This window comes from Brachybacterium sp. SW0106-09 (assembly GCF_001293905.1).
Lineage (GTDB): Bacteria > Actinomycetota > Actinomycetes > Actinomycetales > Dermabacteraceae > Brachybacterium > Brachybacterium conglomeratum.
The window spans coordinates 21,488-48,200 of sequence record NZ_BCAK01000028.1; the positions used below are offsets into that span (position 1 = coordinate 21,488).

22 protein-coding genes are annotated in these 26,713 nt (G+C 73.9%); 12 read left to right on the top strand and 10 right to left on the bottom strand.

Annotated elements, in window-relative coordinates; all coding sequences use genetic code 11:
- Window positions 1-163: 163 nt before the first annotated feature.
- Both Y09_RS12260 and Y09_RS12265 read left to right on the top strand, forming a co-directional pair.
- Entirely contained in the window at window positions 164-610 is a 447-nt protein-coding gene (locus Y09_RS12260) for a cytidine deaminase (RefSeq protein ID WP_053917975.1), read from the top strand.
- Window positions 611-698: 88 nt separating this feature from the next.
- The gene (locus Y09_RS12265) at window positions 699-2,012 is read left to right on the top strand and encodes a thymidine phosphorylase (RefSeq protein WP_053917976.1); all 1,314 of its coding nucleotides are present in this window, start codon (window positions 699-701) and stop codon (window positions 2,010-2,012) included.
- A gap of 212 nt (window positions 2,013-2,224) precedes the next feature.
- On the opposite strand, the gene Y09_RS12270 is transcribed toward Y09_RS12265, so the two are convergent.
- Window positions 2,225-3,307, bottom strand: a complete 1,083-nt coding sequence (locus Y09_RS12270; protein WP_053917977.1) for an NUDIX domain-containing protein — start codon at window positions 3,305-3,307, stop codon at window positions 2,225-2,227.
- Between the two features lie 75 nt (window positions 3,308-3,382).
- On the opposite strand from Y09_RS12270, the gene deoC reads away from it, so the two are divergent.
- Window positions 3,383-4,048: a deoxyribose-phosphate aldolase gene (deoC, locus tag Y09_RS12275; protein WP_053917978.1), complete on the top strand. Its 666-nt coding sequence runs from the start codon at window positions 3,383-3,385 to the stop codon at window positions 4,046-4,048.
- Between the two features lie 128 nt (window positions 4,049-4,176).
- Here the strand turns inward: deoC and Y09_RS12280 are convergent, their stop codons facing one another.
- Both Y09_RS12280 and Y09_RS12285 read right to left on the bottom strand, forming a co-directional pair.
- Window positions 4,177-5,979 (bottom strand): phospho-sugar mutase, encoded by a 1,803-nt coding sequence (locus tag Y09_RS12280; RefSeq protein ID WP_234695719.1) that lies wholly within the window; start codon window positions 5,977-5,979, stop codon window positions 4,177-4,179.
- Window positions 5,976-6,845, bottom strand: a complete 870-nt coding sequence (locus Y09_RS12285) for a purine-nucleoside phosphorylase (RefSeq protein WP_053917979.1) — start codon at window positions 6,843-6,845, stop codon at window positions 5,976-5,978. Before Y09_RS12285 ends, Y09_RS12280 begins: the two co-directional genes overlap by 4 nt.
- A 98-nt stretch (window positions 6,846-6,943) precedes the next feature.
- On the opposite strand from Y09_RS12285, the gene Y09_RS12290 reads away from it, so the two are divergent.
- Window positions 6,944-8,410, top strand: coding sequence for an NAD(P)H-quinone dehydrogenase (locus Y09_RS12290; protein ID WP_082358818.1), 1,467 nt, complete (start codon window positions 6,944-6,946; stop codon window positions 8,408-8,410).
- Window positions 8,411-8,577: 167 nt separating this feature from the next.
- Here Y09_RS12290 and Y09_RS12295 read toward each other — a convergent pair whose 3' ends face one another.
- The 5 genes from Y09_RS12295 to Y09_RS12315 all read right to left on the bottom strand — a co-directional run bounded on the left by Y09_RS12295 (window position 8,578) and on the right by Y09_RS12315 (window position 14,902).
- Entirely contained in the window at window positions 8,578-10,356 is a 1,779-nt protein-coding gene (locus Y09_RS12295; protein ID WP_053917980.1) for a biotin carboxylase N-terminal domain-containing protein, read from the bottom strand.
- A 57-nt stretch (window positions 10,357-10,413) separates the two neighbouring features.
- On the bottom strand, window positions 10,414-11,178 hold the full coding sequence (locus Y09_RS12300) for a nucleoside triphosphate pyrophosphatase (protein WP_053917992.1): 765 nt from the start codon (window positions 11,176-11,178) through the stop codon (window positions 10,414-10,416).
- 56 nt (window positions 11,179-11,234) lie between these two features.
- Window positions 11,235-12,920 (bottom strand): DUF885 domain-containing protein, encoded by a 1,686-nt coding sequence (locus Y09_RS12305; RefSeq protein ID WP_053917981.1) that lies wholly within the window; start codon window positions 12,918-12,920, stop codon window positions 11,235-11,237.
- A gap of 84 nt (window positions 12,921-13,004) precedes the next feature.
- Window positions 13,005-13,316 carry a hypothetical protein gene (locus tag Y09_RS12310; protein ID WP_053917982.1) on the bottom strand — a complete coding sequence of 104 codons (312 nt, stop codon included), beginning with the start codon at window positions 13,314-13,316 and terminating at the stop codon, window positions 13,005-13,007.
- Window positions 13,313-14,902 (bottom strand): acyl-CoA carboxylase subunit beta, encoded by a 1,590-nt coding sequence (locus tag Y09_RS12315; protein ID WP_053917983.1) that lies wholly within the window; start codon window positions 14,900-14,902, stop codon window positions 13,313-13,315. Before Y09_RS12315 ends, Y09_RS12310 begins: the two co-directional genes overlap by 4 nt.
- A gap of 210 nt (window positions 14,903-15,112) precedes the next feature.
- Here Y09_RS12315 and Y09_RS12320 point away from each other — a divergent pair, with 210 nt between their 5' ends.
- The 6 genes from Y09_RS12320 (at window position 15,113) to purE (ending at window position 21,234) form a co-directional block, all read left to right on the top strand.
- On the top strand, window positions 15,113-15,988 hold the full coding sequence (locus tag Y09_RS12320) for a biotin--[acetyl-CoA-carboxylase] ligase (RefSeq protein ID WP_234695720.1): 876 nt from the start codon (window positions 15,113-15,115) through the stop codon (window positions 15,986-15,988).
- Between the two features lie 97 nt (window positions 15,989-16,085).
- Window positions 16,086-17,297 carry an adenylate/guanylate cyclase domain-containing protein gene (locus Y09_RS12325; RefSeq protein WP_234695721.1) on the top strand — a complete coding sequence of 404 codons (1,212 nt, stop codon included), beginning with the start codon at window positions 16,086-16,088 and terminating at the stop codon, window positions 17,295-17,297.
- A 22-nt stretch (window positions 17,298-17,319) separates the two neighbouring features.
- Window positions 17,320-18,015: a response regulator transcription factor gene (locus tag Y09_RS12330; RefSeq protein WP_029360261.1), complete on the top strand. Its 696-nt coding sequence runs from the start codon at window positions 17,320-17,322 to the stop codon at window positions 18,013-18,015.
- Between the two features lie 3 nt (window positions 18,016-18,018).
- The gene (locus Y09_RS12335; RefSeq protein ID WP_053917984.1) at window positions 18,019-19,467 is read left to right on the top strand and encodes an ATP-binding protein; all 1,449 of its coding nucleotides are present in this window, start codon (window positions 18,019-18,021) and stop codon (window positions 19,465-19,467) included.
- A gap of 115 nt (window positions 19,468-19,582) precedes the next feature.
- Entirely contained in the window at window positions 19,583-20,716 is a 1,134-nt protein-coding gene (locus tag Y09_RS12340; protein ID WP_053917995.1) for a 5-(carboxyamino)imidazole ribonucleotide synthase, read from the top strand.
- Entirely contained in the window at window positions 20,713-21,234 is a 522-nt protein-coding gene (purE, locus tag Y09_RS12345; protein ID WP_053917985.1) for a 5-(carboxyamino)imidazole ribonucleotide mutase, read from the top strand. Before Y09_RS12340 ends, purE begins: the two co-directional genes overlap by 4 nt.
- Before the next feature lie 109 nt (window positions 21,235-21,343).
- Here the strand turns inward: purE and Y09_RS12350 are convergent, their stop codons facing one another.
- Both Y09_RS12350 and Y09_RS12355 read right to left on the bottom strand, forming a co-directional pair.
- Window positions 21,344-22,207 carry an ABC transporter ATP-binding protein gene (locus tag Y09_RS12350; protein ID WP_053917986.1) on the bottom strand — a complete coding sequence of 288 codons (864 nt, stop codon included), beginning with the start codon at window positions 22,205-22,207 and terminating at the stop codon, window positions 21,344-21,346.
- On the bottom strand, window positions 22,200-23,126 hold the full coding sequence (locus Y09_RS12355) for an ABC transporter permease (RefSeq protein ID WP_234695722.1): 927 nt from the start codon (window positions 23,124-23,126) through the stop codon (window positions 22,200-22,202). The genes Y09_RS12350 and Y09_RS12355 overlap by 8 nt, the downstream gene beginning before the upstream one ends.
- A 70-nt stretch (window positions 23,127-23,196) precedes the next feature.
- On the opposite strand from Y09_RS12355, the gene Y09_RS12360 reads away from it, so the two are divergent.
- Window positions 23,197-23,991 (top strand): glycosyltransferase family 2 protein, encoded by a 795-nt coding sequence (locus Y09_RS12360; protein ID WP_234695723.1) that lies wholly within the window; start codon window positions 23,197-23,199, stop codon window positions 23,989-23,991.
- 29 nt (window positions 23,992-24,020) lie between these two features.
- A partial coding sequence (locus Y09_RS12365) for a glycosyltransferase family 4 protein (RefSeq protein WP_053917988.1) occupies window positions 24,021-26,713 on the top strand: 2,693 nt, incomplete at its 3' end.

The following is a 26,713-nucleotide window of genomic DNA, read 5'->3' on the forward strand; positions in this document are numbered from 1 at the left end:
CCCCGCCGGGCGGCACCGCGCCGCCGCGTCCCGTCGTCCCCGGGTCGCGGCGTCGCGCATCGCGACCCGTCGTCCCGGGGAGCGGCGCCGCATGTCGCGATCCGCCCTCCCGGGGCGGCGCGTTCCTCCCCTCCCGAGCCCCCGCAGTGAGAGCATCGAGCACATGACCGCGAACGACCCTGCGTCCCCGGCGCCGACCGCCCCTGCCGAGTTCGAGACCCTCCTGGCCGAGGCCCGTGCGATCGCCGAGCGCGCCTTTACCCCGTACTCCCGCTTCCGGGTGGGCGCCGCCGCGCTCGCCGAGGACGGCCGCCTGCTGCGCGGCTGCAACGTGGAGAACGCCGGCTACGGCGTGACGCTGTGCGCAGAGTGCGGGCTGATCAGCGACCTCATCGCCGGCGGCGGCGGGAAGCTGCACCGCTTCGTGTGCGTCGGCGGCGACGAGTCCCTCGCCCGCGACGAGCGCGCGGTGGTCATGCCCTGCGGGCGCTGCCGCCAGCTGCTGTCCGAGCACGCCGGCACCGACCTCGTGATCCTCACCCCCGAGGGACCGCGCACGATGGCCGAGGTGCTGCCGCAGGCCTTCGGCCCCTCCGACCTCGCCCTCTGACCCCGCCCTGTGCACCCGGCCGCGCCGATCCCGGCCGCTCGCCCCGCCCGCTGATCTCCGCCGCCCTCCACCACCCCAGGAGCACGCCATGACCGACCAGACCTCCCGCCCCGCCGTCGAGCCCTTCGACGCCGTCGACGTCATCCGCACCAAGCGCGACAGGCAGCGGCTCAGCCCCGAGCAGATCGACTGGGTCATCGACGCGTACACCCGCGGCGTCGTCGCCGAGGAGCAGATGGCCGCCCTTGCCATGGCCGTGTTCCTCAACGGCATGGAGCGTGAGGAGATCGCCCGCTGGACCGCCGCCATGATCGCCAGCGGCGAGCGGATGGACTTCTCCTCCCTCGCCAAGGCCACCACCGACAAGCACTCCACCGGCGGCGTCGGCGACAAGATCACCCTGCCGCTCGCCCCGCTGGTCGCCTCTTTCGGCGTCGCCGTGCCGCAGCTGTCCGGGCGCGGGCTCGGACACACCGGCGGCACCCTGGACAAGCTCGAGGCGATCCCCGGCTGGCGCGCCTCGCTCAGCAACGACGAGATGATGCGTCAGCTCGCGGACGTCGGCGCCGTGATCTGCGCGGCCGGCTCCGGCCTCGCCCCGGCGGACAAGAAGCTCTACGCCCTGCGCGACATCACCTCCACCGTCGAGGCGATCCCGCTGATCGCCTCCTCGATCATGTCCAAGAAGATCGCCGAGGGCACTGCCGCGCTCACCCTGGACGTGAAGACTGGTGCCGGCGCCTTCATGAAGGACGAGGCCGATGCCCGCGAGCTCGCCCGCACCATGGTCGACCTCGGCACCGATGCGGGGGTGCGCACCGTCGCCCTGCTCACCGACATGTCCGCGCCGCTGGGCCGCACCGCCGGCAACGGCCTCGAGGTGCGCGAGTCGCTCGAGGTGCTCGCCGGCGGTGGACCGGCCGACGTGGTCGAGCTGACCGTCGCGCTGGCCCGCGAGATGCTCGAGGCCGCCGGGGTGCGCGATGCCGACGTCGACGCCGCGCTGACGGACGGCCGCGCCATGGACACCTGGCGCGCGATGATCATGGCCCAGGGCGGCGACGCGGACGCGCCGCTGCCGGTCGCGGCGCACGTCGAGGAGCTGCGCGCCACCGAGGACGGCGTGGTCACGGGCCTGGACGCGATGGGCGTGGGCGTGGCGGCGTGGCGACTGGGCGCGGGCCGCTCCCGCCCGGGCGAGGCGGTGCAGGCCGCCGCCGGCCTCGAGATCGAGAAGCACCTGGGCGAGGAGGTCCGGGCCGGGGACGTGCTCGCCCGCCTCCACACCGACACCCCGGAGCGGATGGGCCGCGCCCTCGAGTCGCTCGAGGGCTCCTGGACCCTCGCCGCGCCCGGCACCGACGTCCCCGAGCACCGGATCGTGCTGGACCGGATCGCCTGACCCGGGCCCGGCCCGGCCGGGTGAGCCTCGTGCGGCCAGGCCCGGTCACCGTGCGCCTCGTGCGGCCAGGCCCGGTCACCGTGCGCCGACACGCCGTGGGGCGTGCGTTGAGAACACCGTTCTCCGGCAGGAACCCCTGAGATCAGTGTTCTCGGCGTGCCTGTGCGGCGTGTCGGGGAGTGGCGGGGTGCTCGGCGTGCCTGTGGGGCGTGTCAGGGGAGCGGCGAACCGTTCCGGGCGTGCAGCGCCGGGAGGATGTGCTCGGTCATGAGCGGGGCGAGGCGCACGCTCGCCGTCCGTCCCGTCAGGGGGAACCAGCGGTGGTCGGCGAGCTCGGCCCGCACCGTCAGCGGCTCGGGGAGCTCGTGGCGGCAGACGAAGACCGTCGAACGGACCCGGGTGCCCGGCTCGTTCGCGGCGACCGCCTCGAAGTCGCCGAGCAGGTCGAGACCGGCCGGGTCCAGCCGCACGCCAAGCTCCTCCTCCACCTCGCGCACCGCCGCCTCGAGCGCGGACTCGCCCGGCTCGAGCTTGCCGCCCACCTGCATGTAGGAGCCGGTGCCGCGCTTGCGCACCGCGAGCAGCTCCTCCCCGTCCGGGCCCTCGCGCAGGAAGGCGACCGCGGTGATCTCGAGGACCGTCCCGGCGCCGTCCGCGGTCGGTCGCTGGTGCCGCTCGGCCGCGGCGAAGGAGGTGAGACGCCGCATCAGTCGCGTGCCCTCGCGCAGGCCCACCGGGCGCATCCCCGCCTCCTTCCAGCGCTCGAGGTCCCCGTGCTGGTCACGGGCCAGCCCCCAGCCGCGCCGCAGCAGGGTCAGCGGCGGCTTGCGGCCCTCGCGCAGGTCCCGGACCAGGCGCAGCGTGAACACCACCGGGGTGGGGCGCTGCAGCACGATCGCGTCGGCCAGCAGCCCCATCTCCCGCAGCGGCGCGATCAGCTGCGCGGCGAAGATCCCCTCGGCGATCAGCAGCTCCGCCTCCTCGGCATGCAGGGTCGCGGTGCCGGTGCGGCGGGAGAGGGGGATCGAGTAGACGGGCACCTCGGCGACCCCGTCGTGGGCGAGGGCGACGAGCGCCTCGAGCGCGGCGCCCGCGTTCCAGGAGGCCGGATCGTCCCAGTCCACGATCCCGAAGCGGCGGGGGAGGGAGGGATCGTCGTGGTCGCGGTAGAACTCGTCCAGCGGCACCGTGGGCAGTCCCGCACGGCGCGACATCACGCCCTTCCCGCTGCCCGAGGGCCCGGCGACGATGACGATGCGGCGCGGCGGACGGGGGAGCGCGGAAGGGCCGGTCATGGACGACGATCCTACTGCGCCGCGACCTTCCCGCCGCGTCGACGGGCACGGCCGCGCCGTGGGAGGATTCCGTGCATGTCCTCCATCGAGAACGCACAGCTCGCCCAGCTCATCGACCACACCCTGCTCAAGCCCGAGGCGGTCCGCGCCGACGTCGACGCCCTCGCCCGCGAGGCCGAGGGCCTCGGCACCTACTCGATCTGCGTCTCGCCCTCGATGCTCCCCGTCGAGACGAGCGTCAAGGTCGCGACCGTCTGCGGCTTCCCCTCCGGGCAGCACAGCGCCGAGGTGAAGGCCTTCGAGGCGCGCGAGTCCGTCGCCAAGGGCGCCGACGAGATCGACATGGTGATCAACGTGGGCCTCGCCCGCGCCGGGGAGTACGAGCAGGTCGAGCACGAGATCCGTGCCGTCCGCGATGTCGCGAAGGCCCCGGTGCTGCTCAAGGTCATCATCGAGTCCGCCGCCCTGGACGACGAGCAGATCGTCGCCGTGTGCCAGGCCGCAGAGCGCGCCGGCGCCGACTTCGTGAAGACCTCCACCGGCTTCCACCCCGCGGGCGGCGCCTCCGAGCACGCCGTCGCGCTCATGCGCGAGATCGTCGGCGACCGCCTGGGCGTGAAGGCCTCGGGCGGGATCCGCACCCGCGAGGCGGCCGAGGCTATGGTCGCCGCGGGCGCGAGCCGGCTGGGCCTGTCCTCCTCCAAGGCCATCCTCGAGGGCGGCACCGGCTCCGGCTACTGAGCAGTCGTCGTCCCCGCGCGGGGACACCTCACCCCTCATCGCACGAGGCCCGACAGGGAGGGCCCCCTGCCGGGCCTCGTGCCGTCCGACGACGGGACGCGCCGCTCAGGCGCCGGGGAGAGCAGTGATCAGGCGCCGGTGAGCGCGGTGCGCATCTCCTCGGTGATCTGCTCGAGGTGCGCCGAGGCCGCACGGCGCACCTCGCCCAGCGCCGCCTCGTCGGCCCCGGCGGGGACCTCCTCGCGCACCTCGATGTAGCACTTGAGCTTGGGCTCCGTGCCGGAGGGGCGGACGATCACGCGCGCGTCGTCGGCGGTGGCGAGCAGCACTCCGTCGGTCGCGGGGAGGCCGGTGGTCTCTGCCGAGCCCTCGGCGAGGTCCTGCACGTCGCTCACCTCGCTGCCCGCGAGCGCGGCGGGCGGCTCGGCGCGCAGCCGCGCCATCATCACGTCCCGCTCGGCGAGCTCCGTGACCCGCAGCGAGAGCTGCGAGGTCGCGAAGAGTCCGTGCTCGCGGGCGAGCTCGTCCAGTCGTCCGACCAGGGTGGTTCCCTCGGCGCGCGCGAGCGCCGCCATCTCGGCGACCATCAGCGCGGCGGAGAGGCCGTCCTTGTCGCGCACCACCTCGGGCAGCACGCAGTAGCCGATCGCCTCCTCGTAGCCGAAGACGATCCCGGGCGCACGGGCGATCCACTTGAAGCCCGTCAGCGTCGTCGCGGCCTCGAGCCCCGCCGCCTGCGCGATCCGTCCCAGCCAGCGGCTGGAGACGACCGAGTTCGCGACCGTCCCCGCATAGCCGTGGCGGCGGATCAGGTGGTCGCCCAGCAGCACGCCGAGCTCGTCGCCCGTGAGCATCCGCCAGTCGCCCAGGTGCGGGTCGAGCACCGCGGCGGCGCAGCGATCCGCATCGGGGTCGTTCGCGATGACCACGTCGGCCTCGAGGGTGCGGGCGAGCTCGAGGGCGAGGTCGATCGCGCCGGGCTCCTCCGGGTTAGGGAAGGTGACGGTGGGGAAGTCGGGGTCCGGATCGGCCTGCTTCGCGACCGGGTGCACCTCGGCGAAGCCGGTGCGGTGCAGGGCCGCGAGCGCCGTCTCGGTGCCCACCCCGTGCATCGCGGTGTGCACGATCCGCACCTGGCGCGGCCCCTCCGGGTCCGGCAGCGCGCAGATCGCGGCGAGATAGTCCTCGCGCAGCTGCTCGCCGAGCACCTCCCAGCCCGCGGCGCGGGGGATCTCCCGCACGGGGCCGACGGCGGCGATGCGGGCGGCGATCTGCGCGTCCGAGGGCGGCACGATCTGCACGCCCTGCCCGTCGGGCGCGGAGGCGCGGCCGCCGAGGTAGACCTTGTAGCCGTTGTCCGCGGGCGGGTTGTGGGAGGCGGTGACCACGATCCCCGCGTCGGCGCCGAGGTGCCGGACGGCGAAGGCGATCAGCGGGGTCGGGCCGTGCCGCTCCAGCAGATGCACGCGGCAGCCGGCCGCCGTCATGATCGCGGCGGAGGCGCGGGCGAAGTCCTCGGAGCGGTGGCGGGCGTCGAAGCCGATCACGACCAGCGGCTGCTCGAGGCCGAGGTCGCCGGTGAGATGGTCGGCCAGGCCGCGCGCGGCGCGGGAGACCACGGCGAGGTTCATCCGGCGCGGTCCCGGGGCCATGCGGCCGCGCAGCCCGGCCGTGCCGAACTCCAGATCGCCGGAGAAGGCGTCGCGGATCTCCTCGGCGGCCGCGGCGTCGCCGGCATCCGCCTGCTCCAGGAGGTTCTCGAGCGCCGCCCGGGTGACGGGATCGGGGTCGTCGGCGATCCAGGCGGCGACCCGGGCACGCAGCTCGGCGTCCGGGCCGGGGGCGTCGCCGGCCGGACCGGCGGCGCCTGCCTCGCCGGCGATCGTCCCGTCGTCGGCGGGACCGGGAGCGGCAGCGGGCTCGGGGCTCATGCCGCGCCCCCGTCGGCTCCGGCCGGGGCGCCCTCGCCGTCGGCCGATGCCGTGGTGATCCGCCGCACCGTCTCGGCGAGCAGGCGCGAGATGCGCGGACCGGCCTCCCGGCCCGCCTCGAGCACCTCCTCGTGGCTGAGCGCCTCCCCGGAGATGCCCGCGGCGAGGTTCGTCACCAGCGAGATGCCCAGCACGTCCAGGCCGGCCTCGCGGGCGGCGATCGCCTCGAGCGCGGTGGACATCCCGACCAGGTGCGCGCCGATGGTCCTCGCCATCTGCACCTCGGCCGGGGTCTCGTAGGTGGGGCCGGAGAACTGCATGTACACGCCCTCGTCGAGGGAGGGGTCGACCTCCTTCGCGATCGCGCGCAGCGCCGGGGTGTACAGATCGGTGAGGTCCACGAAGTTCGCGCCCACCAGCGGGGTCGCGCCGGTGAAGTTGATCTGGTCGCTGATCAGCACCGGCGTGCCCGGACGCCAGGACGGGTCGATGCCGCCGCAGCCGTTGGTCAGCACCATCGTGCGCGCGCCCGTCGCGGCGGCGGTGCGCACGCCGTGCACGACCGCGTCCACGCCCGCGCCCTCGTAGAAGTGGGTGCGGGCCCCGAGCACGAGGGCCCGCGCGCCGGTGCCCTCCACGCGGATCGAGCGCAGCGTGCCGACGTGCCCGGCGACGGCCGGCGGGCGGAAGCCGGGGATGGAGGTCGCGTCGGCCTGCCAGACGGTCTGGCCGAGGAGGTCCGCGGCCCCGGCCCAGCCCGAGCCGAGCACCAGCGCGAGGTCGTGGGCGGGGACGGAGCTGGCCTCGGCGATCGCGGCGGCGGCGTCGTGGGCGAGCTGGTACGGATCGGTGCTCGATGCAGTCATGGACCGAAGGTAGCGCAGGGTGGGGGCGGTGCGAAGCCCGCTCGGGCGGCCTCCCGGAAACCGCCCCCGACGTCACAGGTCCTTGGGATGATGGCGGCGTGGACGATCCCAGCACCGCCATCCCCGCCGACCCCCGCCGTGTGCCCCGCTGCGGCGACGACGTGCAGGTGGTGATCATCGGCGGAGGGCCCGGCGGCTACGAGGCCGCGCTCACGGCGGCCCGCCAGGGCGCCCGCACCACCCTGGTCGCGGACCGCGGCGTGGGCGGTGCGGCGGTGCTCACCGACGTGGTGCCGTCCAAGACCCTCATCGCGACCGCCGAGGTGCTCGACCTCGTCGCCGGCTCCCGGGAGCTCGGGATCCGGGACGCCGACGACGGCGCCGCCCCCACCGCCGAGACCCTCGACGTCGACCTCGACGCGGTCAACACGCGCGTGCGCCGACTCGCCGACGCCCAGTCCGCCGACATCCGCCAGAGCCTAGCCGCGGCCGGGGTCGAGGTGCTCGACGGGCGCGGCCGCCTCGACGGCCCCGACCGGGTCGAGGTGAGCGGCACGGACGGGGAGACCCGTGTGCTCGAGGCCGACGTGATCCTCCTGGCCGTCGGCGCCCGCCCCCGGGAGCTCGAGACCGCGCCCTTCGACGGCGCGCGGATCCTGAACTGGACCCAGCTGTACTCGCTGCAGGAGCTGCCCGAGCACCTGATCGTGGTCGGCTCGGGCGTGACCGGCGCCGAGTTCGCCAGCGCCTACCGTGCCCTCGGCAGCGAGGTCACCCTCGTCTCCTCGCGCGAGAAGGTGCTGCCGGGCACCGACGCCGACGCCGCCGACGTGCTCGAGGACGCCTTCGCGCGCCGCGGCGTCACCGTCCGCTCCCGCTCCCGGGCCGCCGGGGCGCGGCGCACGGCCGACGGGGTCGTCGTCACCCTCACCTCGGGCGAGGAGATCGAGGGCAGCCACGCGCTGATGGCCCTGGGCGGGGTCCCCTGGACCTCGGATCTGGGACTGTTCACCGCGGGGGTACGGGTGCGCGAGAGCGGCCACATCGAGACCGACCGGGTCTCGCGCACCTCCGTGCGGGGCATCTACGCCGCGGGGGACTGCACCGGCGTGTACCCGCTCGCCTCGGTCGCGGCGATGCAGGGACGGATCGCGATGCACCACGCCCTCGGGGAGGCGGTCTCCCCGCTGATCGCCGCGCAGGTCTCCTCCGCGATCTTCACCAGCCCTGAGATCGCGGTGGTCGGGGTGAGCGAGCAGGAGGTCGCCTCCGGCCAGGTGCGGGCCGACGTGCTGATGCTGGGCCTGGACACGAACCCGCGCGCGAAGATGCAGGGCATCGACGAGGGCTTCGTGAAGCTGCTGGTGCGCCCCGACTCCCACACGGTGCTCGGCGCCGTGGTGGTCGCGCCGCGGGCGAGCGAGCTGATCCTGCCCTACACGCTCGCCGTCGCGCACCGCCTGACCGCGGAGCAGCTCGCGGGCACCTCCACCGTCTATCCCTCGCTGACCGGCTCCCTCGCCGAGGTGGCGCGGCAGAAGGTGCTCGCCGGCGGCAGCGCCTGAGCCCGCCGGGGCAGGGCGCAGCGCACCCCGATGCGCCCTGAGCCCACCGGGGCAGGGCGCAGCGCACACAAAAGCGCTCCGGGCGTGACCTCAACGCCTCTACGGTGCTGAGGTCACGCCCGGAGCGCAGAATTGTGCGGGGGCGGGCCGGTGGCGCCCGAGCCGGTTCAGTCCTCGATCGAGCAGAGCACCGCGCCGGCGGAGACGGTCGCGCCGATCTCGGCGTTCAGGCCCTTGACCACGCCGGAGCGGGAGGCGGTGATGGGCTGCTCCATCTTCATCGCCTCGAGCACCACCAGCACATCGCCGTCCGCGACGGTCTGGCCCTCCTCGACGGCGACCTTCACGATCGTGCCCTGCATCGGCGCGGTCACGCCGTTGCCGCCCGCGGCGCCCTCGCCGGCACCGCGGTGCTGGCGCTTGCGGCGCTGGCGCACCGCGGCCTGCGGGGCGCGCAGGGAGGCGGGCAGGCTGATCTCGACGCGGCGCCCGTCGACCTCGACGACCACGGCTTCGCGGTCCTCGGGCTCCTCCGGCTGCGCCGGCAGCGGCGCGGCGGGCAGGTCGCCGGTGAACTCGGTCTCGATCCAGGTGGTGTGCACCGAGAAGGGCTCCTCGGCGTCCTCCGGGGTGAAGGCCGGGTCCTCCATCACCGCGCGGTGGAAGGGCAGCACGGTGGGGATGCCGTCGATGCGGAACTCGGCCAGGGCGCGGCGGGAGCGCTCGATCGCCTCCTGCCGGGTCGCGCCGGTGACGACGAGCTTGGCGAGCATCGAGTCGAAGGCGCCGGAGACCTCGTCGCCGGCGCGCACGCCCGACTCGATCCGCACGCCCGGGCCCGAGGGCACGTCGTAGCGCTGGATGCGGCCTGGGGCGGGCATGAAGCCGCGGCCGGGGTCCTCGCCGTTGATGCGGAACTCGAAGGAGTGGCCGCGCGTGACGGGGTCCTCCTCGCTGACCCGCTCCCCGGCGGCGATGCGCAGCTGCTCGCGCACGAGGTCCACGCCCGCGACCTCCTCGGTCACGGGGTGCTCGACCTGGAGGCGGGTGTTGACCTCGAGGAAGGAGATGGTGCCGTCCTTGCCGACGAGGAACTCGCAGGTGCCGGCGCCGACGTACCCGGCCTCGCGCAGGATCGCCTTGGAGGAGGAGACCAGCTGGGCGCGCTGCTGGGAGGTGAGGAAGGGCGCGGGCGCCTCCTCGACGAGCTTCTGGTGGCGGCGCTGCAGGGAGCAGTCACGGGTGGAGACGACCTGCACGTTGCCGTGCATGTCGGCCAGGCACTGGGTCTCGACGTGGCGGGGCGAGTCGAGGAACTGCTCCACGAAGCACTCGCCGCGGCCGAAGGCGGCGACGGCCTCGCGCACCGCGGAGTCGAACAGCTCGCGCACCTCGGACTCCTCGCGGGCGACCTTCAGACCGCGCCCGCCGCCGCCGAAGGCGGCCTTGATCGCGATCGGCAGGCCGTGCTCGCGGGCGAAGTCGACGACCTCGTCGGAGTTCTTGACCGGGTCCTTGGTGCCGGCGACCAGCGGGGCTCCGGCCTTCTGGGCGATGTGGCGGGCGGAGACCTTGTCGCCCAGCTTCTCGATCGCCTCGGGCGGCGGGCCGATCCAGGTCAGGCCCGCGTCGATCACGGCCTGGGCGAAGTCGGCGCGCTCGGAGAGGAAGCCGTAGCCGGGGTGGATCGCATCGGCGCCGGAGCGCTTGGCGATGTCCAGGATCTTGTCGACGACGAGGTATGAGCTCGCCGCAGTGCTGCCGCCGAGCGCGTACGCCTCGTCGGCGATCACGGTGTGCAGCGCATCGCGGTCCGGGTCGGCGTACACGGCGATCGACCGGAGACCGGCGTCCTTGCAGGCCCGGGCGACGCGCACCGCGATCTCCCCACGGTTGGCGATGAGCACCGTGGACAGGGGGCGGGGCTTGGCGGGTCGAGGGGCCATGAGGCGGAGGTTCCTTCCGGGGAGTGCAGCAGAGGTCGAGTGTAGTACCGCGGCCCCTCAGGGAGCGGCAGGCCGTGACCGGTCGGGCACGTCGGGGACGGGCGCGGGATCGTCCTCCGGCGCGGACCCCTCCGCGGCGCCGTCGTCGACCGGTGCCCACAGCTCGTGGATCCCCAGGCCGATGTCGGCGAGCAGACGGCGCAGCAGCGGCAGCGAGAGCCCCACCACCGCGTGCGGGTCGCCCTCGACGGACTCGACGAAGGGGCCACCGCGGCCGTCGATCGTGAAGCCGCCGGCGACGCCGAGCGGCTCGCCGGTGGCGACATAGGCATCGATCTCCTCGTCGGAGAGGTCCGCGAAGGTCAGGGCGCAGGACGCGGTCGCGCCGAAGGTCGCCCCTGTGCCGCCGTCCTCCGGATCGCGGTCGTCCACGATCCAGTGGCCCGAGTGCAGCACCCCGGTCCGTCCCCGCATCGCGCGCCAGCGCGCCGCGGCCCGTGCCGGCTCGTGGGGCTTGCCGACGACCTCGCCGTCGATCTCCAGCATCGAGTCGCCGCCGAGCACCACGAAGCCGCCCTCGCTGCGCGCGGTCGCCGCGAGCGCCTTCTCACGGGCCAGCAGCAGCACCTCCTCGGCAGGGGCGAGCGGGGCGTCGCCGGCGGCCTCGCGGGCCGCGGCGAGGATCCCGTCCTCGTCGAGGTCGACCGGCAGGGCCTGGTGCTCGATGCCGGCCGCGGCGAGGGTCGCGCGGCGTCCGGCGGAGGCGGAGGCGAGCAGGAGCAGCGGCTCGTGCTCCTCCGCACTGGCCGACGGGTCGAGCATCGGGTCGGCGCTCGGAGCGCTCGCCGCTCCGGCCGACGGGTCGTGCGCGGCGGCGCTCACAGCGCACCCTCCAGCACCGACAGGGGCAGGCTGCCCAGCTCGAGCGCGCGGCGGTGGAAGTCCCGCACCGCTGCGGGGGAGGAGTCGGCCGCGGTGGCGCGCTCGCGCAGCTGCTCCCAGGTGCGCTGGCCGAGCTTGTAGGAGGGGGCCTGGCCGGGCCAGCCCAGATAGCGGTTCAGCTCGAAGCGGCGCTCGGCCTCCTCCACGCCCCAGTTCTCGGTCATGAACTCCCAGGCGGTGCGCTCGTCCCAGGCGCCGCCGTCGGCGCCCGGCAGGCCCGTCGGCATCGCAAGGCCCAGATGCAGGCCGATGTCGAGCACCACGCGCCCGGCGCGCAGGCGCTGGGCGTCCAGCATGCCCATCCGGTCGCCGTCGTCCTCGAGATAGCCCAGCTGCTCCATCAGCCGCTCGGCGTACAGCGCCCAGCCCTCGCCGTGCCCGGAGACCCAGCACAGCATCGCGCGCCAGCGGTTCAGGGTGCCGGCCTGGAGGGTCTGGATGCCCACCTGCAGGTGATGGCCGGGCACGCCCTCGTGGTAGACGGTCGTGGTCTGCTCCCAGGTGCGGAACTCCTCGGTCCCGGCCGGGACGTCCCACCACATGCGGCCGGGCCGGGTGAGGTCCTCGCTGGGGCCGGTGTAGTAGATGCCTCCGGAGCCGGTGCGGGCGATGCGGCACTCGAGGCGGTGCAGCGGCTCGGGGATGTCGAAGTGGTCGCCGGCGAGGTCGCGGATCGCGGAGTCGGAGAGCTGCTGCATCCACGCCTGCAGCGCGTCGGTGCCGTGCAGGAGCCGGGCCGGGTCGGCGCTGAGCGCCTGCCTCGCGGCGGCGACGGAGGTGCCGCCGCCGGTGGCGTAGCGCTCGTTCAGCCGCGCGGCGACCTGCTCCTGCTCGGCGATGATCGCGCGCAGCTCCTCCACGCCCCAGGCATAGGTCTCCTCGAGGTCGATCTCGGTGCCGAGGAAGGTGCGGGAGTGGAGCTGGTAGGCGTCCCGGCCCACCGCGTCGGCCTCCGGTGCCTGCGGCACGAGCGACTCGAGCACGCCCGCGATCTCGCGATAGGCGGTGCGGGCCTGCTCGGCCGACGCGCGCACCTGCGCCTTCTGCGCCTCGGTGCCGATGGCCTCGCCCGCGAAGGCGTCGAAGAAGCCGCCGTCGGCCGCGTAGCCGCGCGCCTGCTCCGCACCGAGCAGCAGCTGGCGGCGCGCCGAGACGGTGCCGGCGGCCGCGGCCTCGCGCAGGGACTCGGCCCAGCTGCCGAGCGCACGGGGGAAGCCGGCCATCCGCTCGGCGAGCACCTCCCAGTCGTCGGCGGTGTCGGTGGGCATCTGGTCGAGCACGTCGCGGGACTGCAGCACCGAGGCGAGGTTGTTGACGGCGGCGATGTCCAGGCGCTGCTCGGCGCGCTCGAGGTCGAGGCCGAGCCGCTCGGAGAGGGCGGCGCGGGTGACGGCGTCGACCTCATCGGCGTCGGGCACCTCGGCGATCGCGGCGAGCAGATCGCGGGCGAGGTCCTCCCGTGCGGCGACCGCGGCGGGGGAGTAGTCGGTCACCTCGCCGTCGTGCCCGGCGATGCCGAGCTCGGTGGCGAGGAAGGGGTCCGACGCCGCGAGACGGTCGACGTAGCCGTCCGCGAGAGCGTCCAGGGCGGAGGGGGTGCGGGCCGGGGTCGGGGAGGACATGTGCCGCAGTCTAGGTCGTGCGCCGGGCCTCCCGGGCCGGGGCCGGCAGGGCGGCGCTCCGGGCCGACCGGCGGGGTCGCCGGGTCAGCGGTCGGTGAAGGTCCAGCAGGTGCTGGAGGGGCGCAGCCGCTCGGTGTGGCCGCCGACGTGGGTGTGCACCGGGGAGCTCCACGCGCTCGCCCCGCCGACGCCGTCGGCCAGGGAGCGCTCCTCCGCCTCGAGCCGGCTGGTGACGCTCATCGCGGAGACGACCACGGCGATCGCGGCGAGCTCGTCGGGCGCGAGCCGGCCCGCGACCAGGCGCACGTCGGACGGTGCGACGGCGGCGCCGCCGGACGCCCCGGCGGCCTGCGCGGCCTCGGCCGCGCTCGCGGCGGTCCTCGTCCCGGCGCTCACAGCGGGATGTTCCCGTGCTTCTTGGTGGGCAGCGAGTCGCGCTTGGTGCGCAGCGCGCGCAGCGCCCGGGTGATCTCGACGCGGGTCTCGGCCGGGCGGATGACCCCGTCGATCCAGCCGCGCTCGGCCGCAGTGTACGGGGTCGCGAACTGCTCCTCGTACTCGGCCTCGTAGCGCCGACGCTCGGCGACGACGTCCCCGCCCTCCTCGGCGACCCGCTTCAGGTCGCCGCGGTGGAGGATGTTCACCGCGCCCTGGGAGCCCATCACCGCGATCTGCGCGGTGGGCCAGGCGAGGTTGATGTCCGCGCCGAGCTCCTTGGAGCCCATCACGATGTAGGCGCCGCCGTAGGCCTTGCGGGTGATCACGGTGATCAGCGGCACCGTCGCCTCGGCGTAGGCGTACAGCAGCTTCGCGCCGCGACGGATGATGCCGCCGTACTCCTGGTCGGTGCCGGGCAGGAAGCCGGGCACGTCCACGAAGGTCAGCACCGGGATGTTGTTCGCGTCGCACAGGCGCACGAAGCGGGCCGCCTTCTCGGAGGCGTCGATGTCGAGGGTGCCGGCCAGGTGCGAGGGCTGGTTGGCGATGATGCCGACGCTGTGCCCCTCGACGCGGCCGAAGCCCACCACCACGTTGCGCGCGAACAGCGGCTGGACCTCGAGGAACTCCTCGTCGTCGAGCACCGTGCGCAGCACCGTGAGCATGTCGTAGGGCTGGTTGGGGGAGTCCGGCACGAGGGAGTCGAGCGCTGCGTCCGCGGCGTTCGGGCTCTCCTCGACCTGCACAGGGAAGGCCGGGGCGGGGGTGAGGGTGTTGGCCGGCAGGTAGCTGAGCAGGTCCTTGACGTACTCGATCGCCTCGGCCTCGTCGGGCGCCATGTAATGGGCCACGCCGGATCGGCTGGAGTGGGTGCGCGCCCCGCCGAGCTCCTCGAAGCCGACGTCCTCGCCCGTGACCGTGCGGATCACGTCGGGGCCGGTGATGAACATGTGGGAGGTCTTCTCGACCATCACGATGATGTCGGTCAGCGCGGGGGAGTACACGGCACCGCCTGCGGCCGGGCCCATGATCAGGGAGATCTGCGGGATGACGCCCGAGGCGCGGGTGTTGCGCTTGAAGATCCCGGCGAACATCGCCAGCGACGCGACGCCCTCCTGGATGCGGGCGCCGCCTCCGTCGAGGATCCCGATGATCGGCACGCCCGTGCGCAGGGCGAGGTCCTGGATCTTCTGGATCTTGCGGCCGTGGGCCTCGCCGAGCGAGCCGCCGAAGACGGTGAAGTCCTGCGAGTACACGCACACCTGGCGGCCGTCGACGGTGCCGTAGCCGGTGACGATGCCGTCGCCGTCGGGGCGCTTGGCGTCGATGCCGAAGCTGCTGGCCTGATGGCGCACGAAGCGGTCGGTCTCCACGAACGAGCCGTCGTCCAGGAGGTCCGCGATCCGCTCGCGGGCGGTCTTCTTGCCCCGCGCATGCTGCTTCTGGACGGCGAGATCGTCCGCGGCGGAGACCGCCGCGGCATCGCGCTCGCGCAGGTCCTCGAGTCGCTGTGCGGTGGTGAGCGGCCGCGGGGCGTCGGTCACGGGACCTCCTGCGACGGCCCTGCGGCCGCCTGAAGCTGTGGGGGATTCGAACACCGGGATACTACGCTACGCAGGTTCGACGGCGGCCGACCCCGACCGGGGCGGCACGCCCGGCGCGGAGCATCCGTCCACGCCGCTCCCAGGAACGATGCAGTGGGCGGCGCGAGGATGGAGCGATCCGTCACGCAGGTCTCGCAGCAGGAGGAGCGCATGGACGTCCCGGCACTGCCCGACACCTCCTCGGAGGGGACGGGCGCCGCCTCGCCGCGGATCCACCGCCTCGGCGCGGTCCGCTCGACCCAGGACGAGGCCTCCGCGCTCCTGCGCGCCGGGCACGCGCCGCCCTTCGCCGTCACCGCGACGCGGCAGACCTCCGGCCGGGGCCGCCTCGGCCGCGCCTTCGCGAGTCCGGACGGGACGAGCCTCGCCCTCACCTTCGCCCACCGCACCTCCCTCGGCCCCGCCCGGCGCGGCTGGTTCCCGCTGGCCGCGGGGCTCGCCGTCGTCGCCGCCCTCGAGCGAGCGGTCCCCGCCGCGGCCGCCGAGCAGCGGATCGGCCTGAAATGGCCCAATGACCTCCACACCGCCGACGGCCGCAAGCTCGGCGGGATCCTCGTCGAGGCGCGCGGCGACGAGGACCTGCTGCTCGGCATCGGACTGAACCTGCGCGGCCCGGTCCTGGACGAGGACGGCGAGCCGGTGCCCGGCGCCGCCTGGCTGCGCGGGGAGGCCGGCCTCCGCCCCGATGCCGGCCCGGCGGAGGACCGGGGGCTGCGGGAGGCGCTCGAGGAGGCGCTGGTCGCCGCGCTCGGCGAGGAGCTCGCTGCGCTCGAGTCCGCCCAGGGGGACGGTGACGCGGCCGGCACCCGGGACCGCTACACTATGACCTGCCTCACACTGGGGCGGACAGTGAGGGTCGCCCCCCTGGGGGAGGCCGCAGCGGGAGCGGACGTCGACCTCGCCCTGCGCGGCACCGTCCTGGACGTCGACGAGCACGGGCGACTCGTGCTCGACCGCGCGGACGGGGAGGGGCGGATCGCCGTCGACGTCGGCGACGTGCGGCACCTGCGGCCCGCGGCGCCCTGACCCCGCGGCCCGGGCACGTCCCCACCACACCGACCACGAGCACACGAGCAGGAGCAGGCATGGAGAAGCCGGGCATTCGGAAGCGAGGGACCGCGCTGTGACCGACGGGATGGACGAGCGAGGGGAGCGCGAGGCGCTCGAGGGTGCGGACGGCGCCCGCGAGACCCGCATCCCCGCCGGGACCGTCGACGTGGTGTCCACGCAGACGCAGGAGCTCCCGGACCTCTCCGCGGAGGACGCGGAGCTCACCGCCCTCGACGAGCAGGAGATCCTCGACCTCAACCGCCGCTTCTCCTCCGTGCGTCGCAGCGTCGGCGCGCTCGAGAAGGTGCTCCTGCAGGGGCCGCGCAAGTACTCGCGCCGGGACCTCGCCGAGCAGCACGGGATCGCCGAGCGCCTCACCTCCGTGTACTGGCGCTCCCTCGGCTTCACGCCCGTGGACGAGGACACCGTGGTGTTCACCGACGAGGACGCCCAGGCGATCGGCGACCTCGCCGCGATCGTCGAGGACGGGGTGCTCTCCGAGCGCGCCTTCGCGAGCATCTCCCGCGGCATGGGCTTCCACATGGGACGCCTCGCGATGTGGATCACCGAGGCGCTGGTCGACGAGGCCAAGCACGCCGACGGGCTCGACGACGCCCGGGCCCGCCAGCAGATGCTCGACGAGATCCCCGAGCTGCTGGAGACCTTCGAGTCCCAGGTCATGTTCACCTTCCGGCGCCAGCTCGCCGCCTATGCCGCCCGCGCCGGCAGCGAGGTGCTCCACCGCGACACCGACGAGCTGTTCCCCCTGCACCGGGCCGTCGGCTTCGCGGACCTCGTCCAGTTCACGCGCCTGGCCCAGGACATGCCCGGCACGCAGCTCGCCGACATGGTCGGCCGCTTCGAGTCGCTCAGCCGCGACATCATCTCCGTCGGCGGCGGGCGCGTGGTCAAGACTGTCGGCGACGAGATCATGTTCCTGGCCGACACGCCGGAGGACGGCGCCCAGATCGCGGTCAGCCTCTCCGAGACCATCGGCGCCGATCCCGACCTCCCGCCCGTGCGGGTCGGCCTCTCCTGGGGCTCGATGTTCTCCCGCTACGGGGACGTGTTCGGACCCACCGTCAACCTCGCCGCCCGGATGGAGTCCGTCGCCCGGCCGGGGGCGGTGCTCGTGGACTCCGACACCGCCTCCGCGATCGCGAAGGCGCTGCCCGGCGGCTTCGTCCTCGGGGAGGGCGAGGAGGTCGACCTCCACGGCATCGGCACGGTCCGGGTGCACGAGATGAGCCGCGACGGCTCCGCCCCCCTGGATCTCGGGCTCTGAGGCGGGACGTACTATGGCTGACGTGACACGACTGCTTCTCGTCGAGGACGACTCGGCCATCGCTGAACCGCTCTCCCGGGCCCTGGACCGGGAGGGATACACCGTCACGCGCGCCTCCCGAGGGATGGACGCGCTCGGGATCGCCGCCGGACCGGACCCGATCGACCTGGTCATCCTGGATCTGGGCCTGCCCGATCTCGACGGCCTCGAGGTCGCGCGGCGCCTGCGCAAGGGCGGGCTCGAGTCGCCGATCCTGATCCTCACCGCCCGCGCCGACGAGGTCGACGCGGTGGTGGGTCTGGACGCGGGAGCCGACGACTACGTCACCAAGCCCTTCCGCCTCGGCGAGCTGCAGGCGCGGATCCGCGCCCTCATGCGGCGCTCGCAGGCGACCGAGGAGTCCGGCGACAACTACGACGTCAACGGCGTCACCCTCGACGTCTCCGCCCGTCGCGCCTATGCCGACGGGGAGGAGCTCAGCCTCTCCGCGAAGGAGTACGACCTGCTCACCGTGCTCGTGCGCGAGTCCGGCAGCGTCGTCACCCGCGACGACCTCATGCGCGAGGTCTGGGGTGCGGAGTGGTGGGGCTCCACCAAGACCCTCGACATGCACATCTCGTGGCTGCGCCGCAAGCTGGGTGACGACGCCACGGACCCCCGGCGGATCACCACGGTGAGGGGAGTCGGCTTCCGCTTCGAGACCGGCACGGAGAGCTGACCCGTGCGGCAGCGCGTGCTGCAGGCCACCATCATCACGGTGGTCCTCGTCGTGCTGATGCTCGGCATCCCGCTGGGCATCTCGTGGCTGCAGCTGGCGAACCAGAACATCGCCAACCAGGCGAACCTGATCCTGGACCGGGTGCGCATCGACACCGAGACCCGCCTCCAGGAGGAGGGGACGATCGACGAGGCGCTCCTGCAGCGACGGGTCGACGAGCAGACCGATCTCAACATCGCCGTCACCGTCGTCTTCGAGGGGGAGACCACCACGGCCGGTGATCCTCCCGGCGACGACCCGGTCAAGCGGAGCACCACCGGTGCCTCGGGGCAGCTGATCACCGTGTTCATCCCGCAGTCCGACGTGCGGGCCCACACCGCGAGCGCCTGGGTGCTGATCACGGTCGCCGGCCTGTCGGCCCTCTCGATCGGCGTCTCGGTCGCGCTGTGGCAGGCGCAGCGCATCTCCCTGCCGCTGGCGAGGCTGTCGAGGCGCGCCGAGGAGATGGGCTCCGGCCGCGCCCGCGGACCCTGGCAGCCCTCCGGCATCGCGGAGATCGACGAGGTCGCGATCGAGCTCGCCCGCTCCGGCGCGATGCTCAACGAGCGCCTCGAGGCCGAGTCCCGCCTCGCCTCCGACGCTTCCCACCAGCTGCGCACCCCGCTGACCGCGCTCTCGATGCGTCTTGACGAGATCCTCGCGACCAGCACCGAGGAGTGGGTGCGCGACGAGGCCCGGATCTCGCTCGAGCAGATCGACCGCCTCACCGAGGTGGTCCACGACCTCATCAACGCTCCCCGCTCCTCCCAGCGACGCACCCCCGGCGTGGTCGAGCTCGGCACCGTGCTCACCCAGCAGAGCGAGGAGTGGTCCCCGGCCTACCGCCGCGCCGGCCGCGAGCTGCACATCCAGGTGCCGCGCAGCGCCGCCGTGTGGGGCTCGACCGGGCCGCTCACCCAGGTCATCGCCACCCTCATCGAGAACGCGCTCACCCACGGCGGCGGGCGCACCTCCCTCAAGGTGCGGCGCAACGACCACTCCACCGTCGTGGAGGTCACCGACGAGGGCGGCGGCATCGACCCCGAGCTCGGCGCACGGATCTTCGAGCGCTCGGTCTCCGGCCGCTCCTCGGGCGGCACCGGGGTCGGGCTCGCTCTCGCCCGCACCCTCGTCGAGGACGACGGCGGCCGCCTCGAGCTGCTCACCGAGAACCCCGCCACCTTCGGCGTCTTCCTCATCTCCGCCCCCGGCGAGGAGCCGGGGGACGATCACGGGGCGCAGTCCGGCGGGGAGTCGGGCCGCCGCGAGAAGGGCGGGCGACGTCCCCGCGGCCAGCGCGCGGACATGACCCCCAGCGGCGTCTCCGGCGGCCGCCATGCCGCCGGCGGCGACGACCTCGACTTCCTCCCGCAGGGGTCCGTGGTGCGGCGCCGCCCCCGGCCCCGCGCCTGACCTCAGTACACTGGCGGCCGTGTCTGCGACCCCGCCCCGCCCCGCTCAGCCCGCCGCTTTCGAGGAAGCTCCCGCCCGTCGGATCGGGGTGGTCGGAGCAGGTCAGCTGGCCCGCATGATGCTCGGCCCCGCGATCGAGCTGGGCCTCGACCTCGAGGTGCTCGCGACCGCTCCGGACGAGAGCGCCGCCGCCGTCGCCGCGACCGTGCGGCTGGGCCGCCACGACGACGAGCAGGCGGTGCGCGGCCTCGCCGACGGCGTCGACGCGCTCACCTTCGACCACGAGCACGTGCCCACCGCGATCCTCGAAGGGATCGCGGGGGAGGGGCTCGCCGCCGTGCGCCCCGGACCCGGCGCCCTCGTCCACGCCCAGGACAAGCTCGTCATGCGCGAGCGGCTCACCGCGCTCGGACACCCCTGCCCCCGCTGGTGGCGGATCGGGAGCCTCGCCGCGCTCGAGCAGGCGCTCGCCGAGGCCGGCGGCCGGCTCGTGGTGAAGACGCCGCGCGGCGGCTACGACGCCCACGGGGTGCGGATCGTCGAGGCCGCCGAGGAGGCCGAGGACTGGCTCGGGACCCACGGCGAGCTGCTCGCCGAGGAGCTCGTCCCCTTCACCCGCGAGCTCTCCGCCCAGGTCGCGCGCCGGCCCGGGGGAGAGGCGAGTGCCTATCCCGTGGTGCAGTCGCTCCAGAAGGACGGGGTCTGCTACGAGGTCGTCGCCCCCGCGCCGGGCCTCGACGACGCCGCCCAGGAGCGCATCCAGGCCCTCGCCCTCGCGATCGCCGAGGACCTCGACGTCACCGGGATGCTCGCCGTGGAGCTCTTCGAGACGGCGGACGGCCGGGTGCTCGTCAACGAGCTCGCCATGCGCCCCCACAACACCGGCCACTGGTCCATGGACGGCGCCGTCACCGGCCAGTTCGAGCAGCACCTCCGCGCCGTCGCCGACCTGCCGCTCGGCGCGACCGCGCCGCTCGCCCCCGTGGCCGTGATGGTCAACCTCCTCGGCGGCAGCGCCGAGGACCTCGCCCCCGGCACCGCCGCGGCCCTCGCCGAGGAGCCGCAACTGAAGGTCCACCTGTACGGCAAGTCGGTGCGCCCCGGCCGCAAGATCGGCCACGTCACCCTGCTCGGGGACGATGCCGAGGACCTCCTCGCCCGCGCCCACCGCGCCGAACGACTCATCATCGACGGCCCGGGCGCGGCCGCCGAGCCCACCGCCCCCACCCGAGAGGGAGACCCCCGATGACCGCCGACGCCGCACCCCGCCCCCTGGTCGGGATCGTGATGGGCTCCGACTCCGACCACCCCGTGATGCGCGCCGCGGAGGAGGCGCTCGCCGAGTTCGGGATCGAGGTGGAGGTCGACGTGGTCTCCGCCCACCGCATGCCCGAGGACATGGTCGCCTACGGACGCGGCGCCGCCGAGCGCGGGCTGCGCGTGCTGATCGCCGGCGCCGGCGGCGCCGCCCACCTCCCCGGCATGCTCGCCTCCCTCACCCCGCTGCCCGTGATCGGCGTGCCGGTGCCGCTGAAGCACCTCGACGGCATGGACTCCCTGCTCTCCATCGTGCAGATGCCGGCCGGGGTGCCGGTCGCGACCGTGTCCATCGGCGGGGCCCGCAACGCCGGGCTGCTCGCCGCGCGGATCCTCGCCGCGGGCGGGGACGAGCACGCGGCGCAGCTGCGCGAGCGGATGGGCGCCTTCCAGGAGGAGCTGCGCGGCCTGGCGATGGCCAAGGGCGAGGCGCTGCGGGCGTCGCGGTGAACTCCGCGGGCCGCTGACCGGCGGCCCCACGACGAACGGCGGGCCGGGCGAGAGATCGCCCGGCCCGCCGTTCGCAGGTGATGCCCCGTGGGGGCTGTGCCCGTCGGCCCTACTTCAGCTTCGCGCCGGAGGAGGCGTCGGTGCGGCCCTCGACGTAGGCGTGGTACAGGTCCGCGACCTCGTCGACGTCGCCGTCGGCCACCAGCACGCCCTTGTCGATCCAGAGCGCGCGCGTGCACATCGCCCGCACGGAGGCGAGCGAGTGCGACACGAAGAACACGGTGCCGGCCTGTCCGCGGATCTCCTCGATCCGGGCGGTGCTCTTCTTGCGGAACGAGGCGTCGCCGGTGGCGAGGGCCTCGTCGATCATGAGGATCTCGGGGGTGCGGATCGTCGAGATCGCGAACCGCAGGCGCGAGGCCATGCCGGAGGAGTAGGACGTCATCGGCAGGTACAGGAAGTCGCCGAGCTCGGCGAAGTCCGCCACGCCCGGGATGTTCTCCTTGACCTCCTTGGTGCTCAGCCCGAGGGCGAGACCGCCGATCATGATGTTGCGCTCGCCCGTGAGCCGGGGGAGCATCGCCGCGTTCACGCCCAGCAGCTCCGGCTCGGCGGAGGTGAACACACGGCCCGAGGACGGCGGCAGCAGCCCCGCCACGGCCCGCAGCAGGGTCGACTTGCCCGAGCCGTTGGTGCCCAGGATGCCGATGGACTCGCCATGATGGGCCACGAAGGACACGCCGCGCACGGCGGGCACCTCGGTGATCGGGCCGGTGTCGGGGCGGCCGATGCTGACCATCTTGTCCCACAGCGAGGCGCGCTGCTTGGTGGTCCCGCTGCGGCGGGCGCCGAACACGCGGTACGTGATGTGCAGGTCGTCGACCACCACCGACGGGGCGCCCAGCGGCTTGTCGCGGTCCACGCGCTCCGGGAGGTTCTCGGGGTCGATCTCGAAATCGATGTCCTCAGTCACGACCGTAGGTCTCCTCTGCGCGCCAGAAGTACAGGAATCCGATGGCGAAGACGCCCACCGCCCAGGCGGTGGCCTCGAGCCAGAGGCCCGCTGTCATCGGGATCAGCGGCTCGTTGCCGAACGCCGCACGGAACAGCTCCAGGTAGATCGCCACGGGCTGATGGATCAGGAGCGGCTTGAGCCAGAGCCCGTCCGGGACCATCGCCGGGATCAGGAACATGGCGCCGGAGGCGTAGCGTCCCAGCGTCAGGATGAAGGGCATCGCATTGGCGATGTCCGGAGCGCGCGCGCCGAGACGCGCGAAGAACATGGCCACGCCCGCGGAGAACACTGCGAGCAGGACCGCCGCGAAGGGCAGCGTCAGCCACGACCAGGTCGGGATGACCGCACCCATGCCCGGCAGCACGCCGGTCACCAGCACCACCACGATCATCGCCACCAGGATCGGGGCGAAGAGCACGGTCTCGGTCATCACCGTCGCGAGCGGCACGACCGCGCGCGGGAACTTGTGGGACCGGATCAGCTGCAGGTTCGTGGGGATGGAGTTCAGGCCCGACATCACCGAGGTCTGGAACAGCGTGTACGTGAACGTCCCGATGGTGATGAATGCCGCGCGGTTGTCGATCCCCGGGGCGCTCGCGTGGAACAGGAACCCGAAGATGATCACGTACACGGCCGCGTCGAGCACGGGGCGCAGGATCGCCCAGGCCTGACCCAGGTACGAGCCCTGGTTGCGGGAGTACGCGCGGGACGCGGAGAGGTTCCAGATGAACGACCGCCGCTCCCAGACCTGCTTGATATAGCGACCCAGCGGGGGCCGGACCCCCATCTCGTCCAGTCCCGCCCGCGCGGCGAGCGCTTCTGACTCCGCGGATGTCAGGCGCGGAGCGAGCGGTACCTCCGCCTTCTGATCTGCCAAGTTCGTTCTCCTCTAGCCGGACGGGCGCGGCGGGCTGGGCCGTCCTCGGGCGTCGGTATGATCGTGCGTCGTGACTACCGCAAAGGATCCGCTTCCGCTGGTGACGGTCGTGATGCCGGTGTTCAACGGTGCGCGGACCCTGCGCCAATCGGTGACAAGCGTACTCGATCAGACCTTCCGCTCCCTCGAGCTGGTGGTGGTCGACGACGCCTCCACGGACGACACCGTGCGCATCGCCGAGGAGCTCGCGGAGGGAGATGCGCGGGTGCGGATCATCCGCCGGGAGCGCAGCGGCGGCCCGGCCGCGGCCCGAAACTCGGGCATCGCCAGCGGCACCGGGCGTTTCCTCGCCTTCTGCGATGCGGACGACCTGTGGCTCCCCGAGAAGCTGCAGCGGCAGCTCGATCTCGCCCGGACGAGCGGTGCGTCACTTCTGTACTGCGGCTACCACCGTGTGTCGGCCGACTTCGCCGGCACCGGCGCGGATTTCGAGTCCGAGGGCCGCATCGTGCACGTCCCGACGGAGCTCACCCGCGAGGGTCTCCTGCGCCGCAACGTGATCGGCAACCTCACCGCTGTGGTCGACCTCGAGCGCACGGGACCGGTGACGATGCCGGACGTCCCCGGGGCCGAGGACTATGCGCTGTGGCTGAGCATCCTGCGCGAGGGAGGCACCGCCGCCGGGATCGACGAGCCGCTGGCGCTCTACCGCGCCGCGCAGGAGGACTCGCACTCCTCCGACCGCACCCGTGCGGTCCGCGCCGTGTGGCAGGTGCTGCGGGGCCAGGAGCGGCTGTCCGTCCCGAGCGCAGCGGTGCACTTGATCACCGGGGCACTCGCGGCGCTCCGCAAGAACCGGATCTGAGCGGGGCCCGTGGATAGACTGCGCGGACCATGATCCTGATCTGCGTCAACGAGCTGTCCGGCCCCACCGGCTACCACAAGTCCGTGGTGGAGACCGCGAACGCCCTGCATCGTGGGGGATACCCGCTGGCGGTCCTGAGCTTCCTGGGAGCGGGGGACGGTGCCGAGCTCGCCATGCCGCGCTGGCCGCTGGATCCAGGGGTCCCCGCCTACGTGCTCCAGACGCTGCCCGCCGAGGGCGGCCGGCTGCTCGCCGAGAACGTCCACCCCGTCCTCACCGGGCGCGTCTACGCGACGCCGTACGCCTTCACCGCCGACCAGCTCGCCGCCCTGCGCCAGCTCAACGAGGAGCTCACCGCCGAGGACACCGTGATCTTCACGACCCCGGTCCAGGCCCTCGCCTTCCAGCGCGCCCTCGCCGGCCAGGAGCGGCGCCCCCGCACCCTTCTGCAGGTGCACGGCGACTACCGCCACCACGACGAGCTCTGGGCGCTGGTGGACGAGGCCCGGGAGGTGATCGACCGGGTCCAGACCGTCGCCGAGGGGCTGAACGAGCAGTTCGCCTCGCGCTTCGACGCCGCGGACGTGGTGTGCATCCCCAACATCCACCATCCCGCGCAGGTGGTGCGCAAGCCCCGGACCGGCGTCGAGATCGTGCTGCCGGCCTCGTTCCAGCACCGCAAGAACCAGCTCGAGGCGATCAGGGCCCTGTCGCGGCTCGAGGACGACTCGGTGCACCTGACCCTGTGGGGCAACATCAGCCCGCTGAACCCCTACTTCATCGCGGTGAACGAGCTGATCGATTCGCTCGGGCTGCGGGACCGGGTCTCGATCCCCGGCTTCGGCACCGAGCAGGACGTCTACTCCAGCGCCGACATCGTGCTGATGACCTCGCTGTCCGAGGGGTTCGGGTACCCGCTCCTCGAGGCCGCCTACCACCGCCTGCCCACCGTCACCTACGACTACGAGTTCGGGCCGCGGGACGCGGTCGAGGACGGCGCCAGCGGGTTCATCGTCCCCGTCGGCGACGTGGACGCCCTCGTCGCCCGGCTGGACGAGCTGGTCGCGGACGCGCAGCTGCGCGAGCGCTTCGGCCGCCGCGCCCGCGAGATCTTCGACGAGCGCTTCTCCGCCGAGGCGGTCGTGGCGAAGTACGGCGCCGTGCTCGGCCCGCCCCCGGGCCGCTCCCTCGACCTCTCGGCCGTGTTCTCGACCGAGGGCGAGGAGCCCGTGCCCGCGAGCGCGATCAGCCACCGCGTCACGCGCTCCGGCCTGCGCCGGACGCACCAGGTCACCGTGCGCTCCGCCGCGGACCTGCACGACGTCCAGGTGGACGACGGCGATCGCATCCTCCGCCCCGCGGTGCGCCGCGAGGGCGGGACCACCGTGATCGAGTTCCCCGTCGGGAGCCGCGGCGTCGTCTCGTACACCACGACCCCCGGCGGCACCGACCGCCACTACCTCGCCGGCCCCGCGCACGGCGGGACGCTCCCCGTCCTGCCCCGGCTGCGCCGGGACGCCGACTACGGCGGCGGCACGCCGCCGGTCGTCGACACGCTCCTCGCCTCGCGCGGCGGGGCGAAGCACGTCTCCTGGCGCACCACCCCGTCGGACCTGGCCGAGTTCGGTGCCCAGGGCGTCGACGCCGTGACCTGGAAGCTGCGCCAGCTCATGCCCGCCCTGCCCGCGCTCCGGGCCGCGAAGCCCTCGGGCGACGCGACGCCGCCTGCCGACGGGGCGCCCGAGCGCACCGAGCAGGAGACGGCGGAGTCGACATCCGCTCCCGACCCGTCGGCCGAGGCGCAGCCCGGGTCCGACGCCGGGATCCCGTCGACCGAGGCGCCGGCGGCCGCCGCCCAGGCACCGGTCGCCCCGTCGGCCCCCGACGCATCGGCGGACGCGCCGGCCGGCACGTCGGCCCCCGCCAGCTCGAGCGGCGGCTCCGCGGGGGCCCTCGGTGGCCTCGGAAAGGCCGTCGGGCTCCCCACCCAGGCGATGGGCTCCGTCGGCCAGGTCGCGAGGACCTACGCCTCCACCGCCGCCTCGATGCTCGTCAAGGCGGTCGCGGTCACCGAGCCCGCGCCGACCCACCGCGAGATCCCCCGCCACCCCTGGTTCCCCGTCACCGGCGGCGTCGACTCCTTCGGCGCCCCGATCAACTCCGGCGGCGGCGTCCAGGTGACCAACGCCGGCACCGAGAAGCGGCCCACGGTCCGCATCCAGGGCGAGTACGACTGGCTCGAGCTGCGCGACGGCGCCTCCCGCCGACGGATCACCCCGCCCTGGTCCTACGGCGAGATGTTCGAGCGATTCTGCGCCGCCGAGCGCGAGCACGGGCTGTTCGACATCACCACGGCCGACGGCGTGCACCTGTGGGAGCTCGGCCGCTCGGCGCTCGTGATCCAGCTGGCCGAGGCCGCCGGCCTGTGGGGACCCCTCGCCGCCGCGCAGGGCACCGTCCAGGACGTCTACACCGGCAGCAAGCGGCTCACCACCGCGCCGTCCGCGGACACCGTCGTCTTCGACTACGTGCGACGCGGCCAGAGCGGCTACCGCACCGCCCCCTTCGTCGACGACAGGACGCTGTTCGTCGTCCAGCCCGGCGCCGACGGCTATCCGGACGTGGACGAGACGAACATGGTCTACCCCTTCGCGGAGTTCACGCAGTGGAAGAAGGACTGGCGACAGCGCTGGGCGCACATGCGCGTGCCCGCCGTGGATGC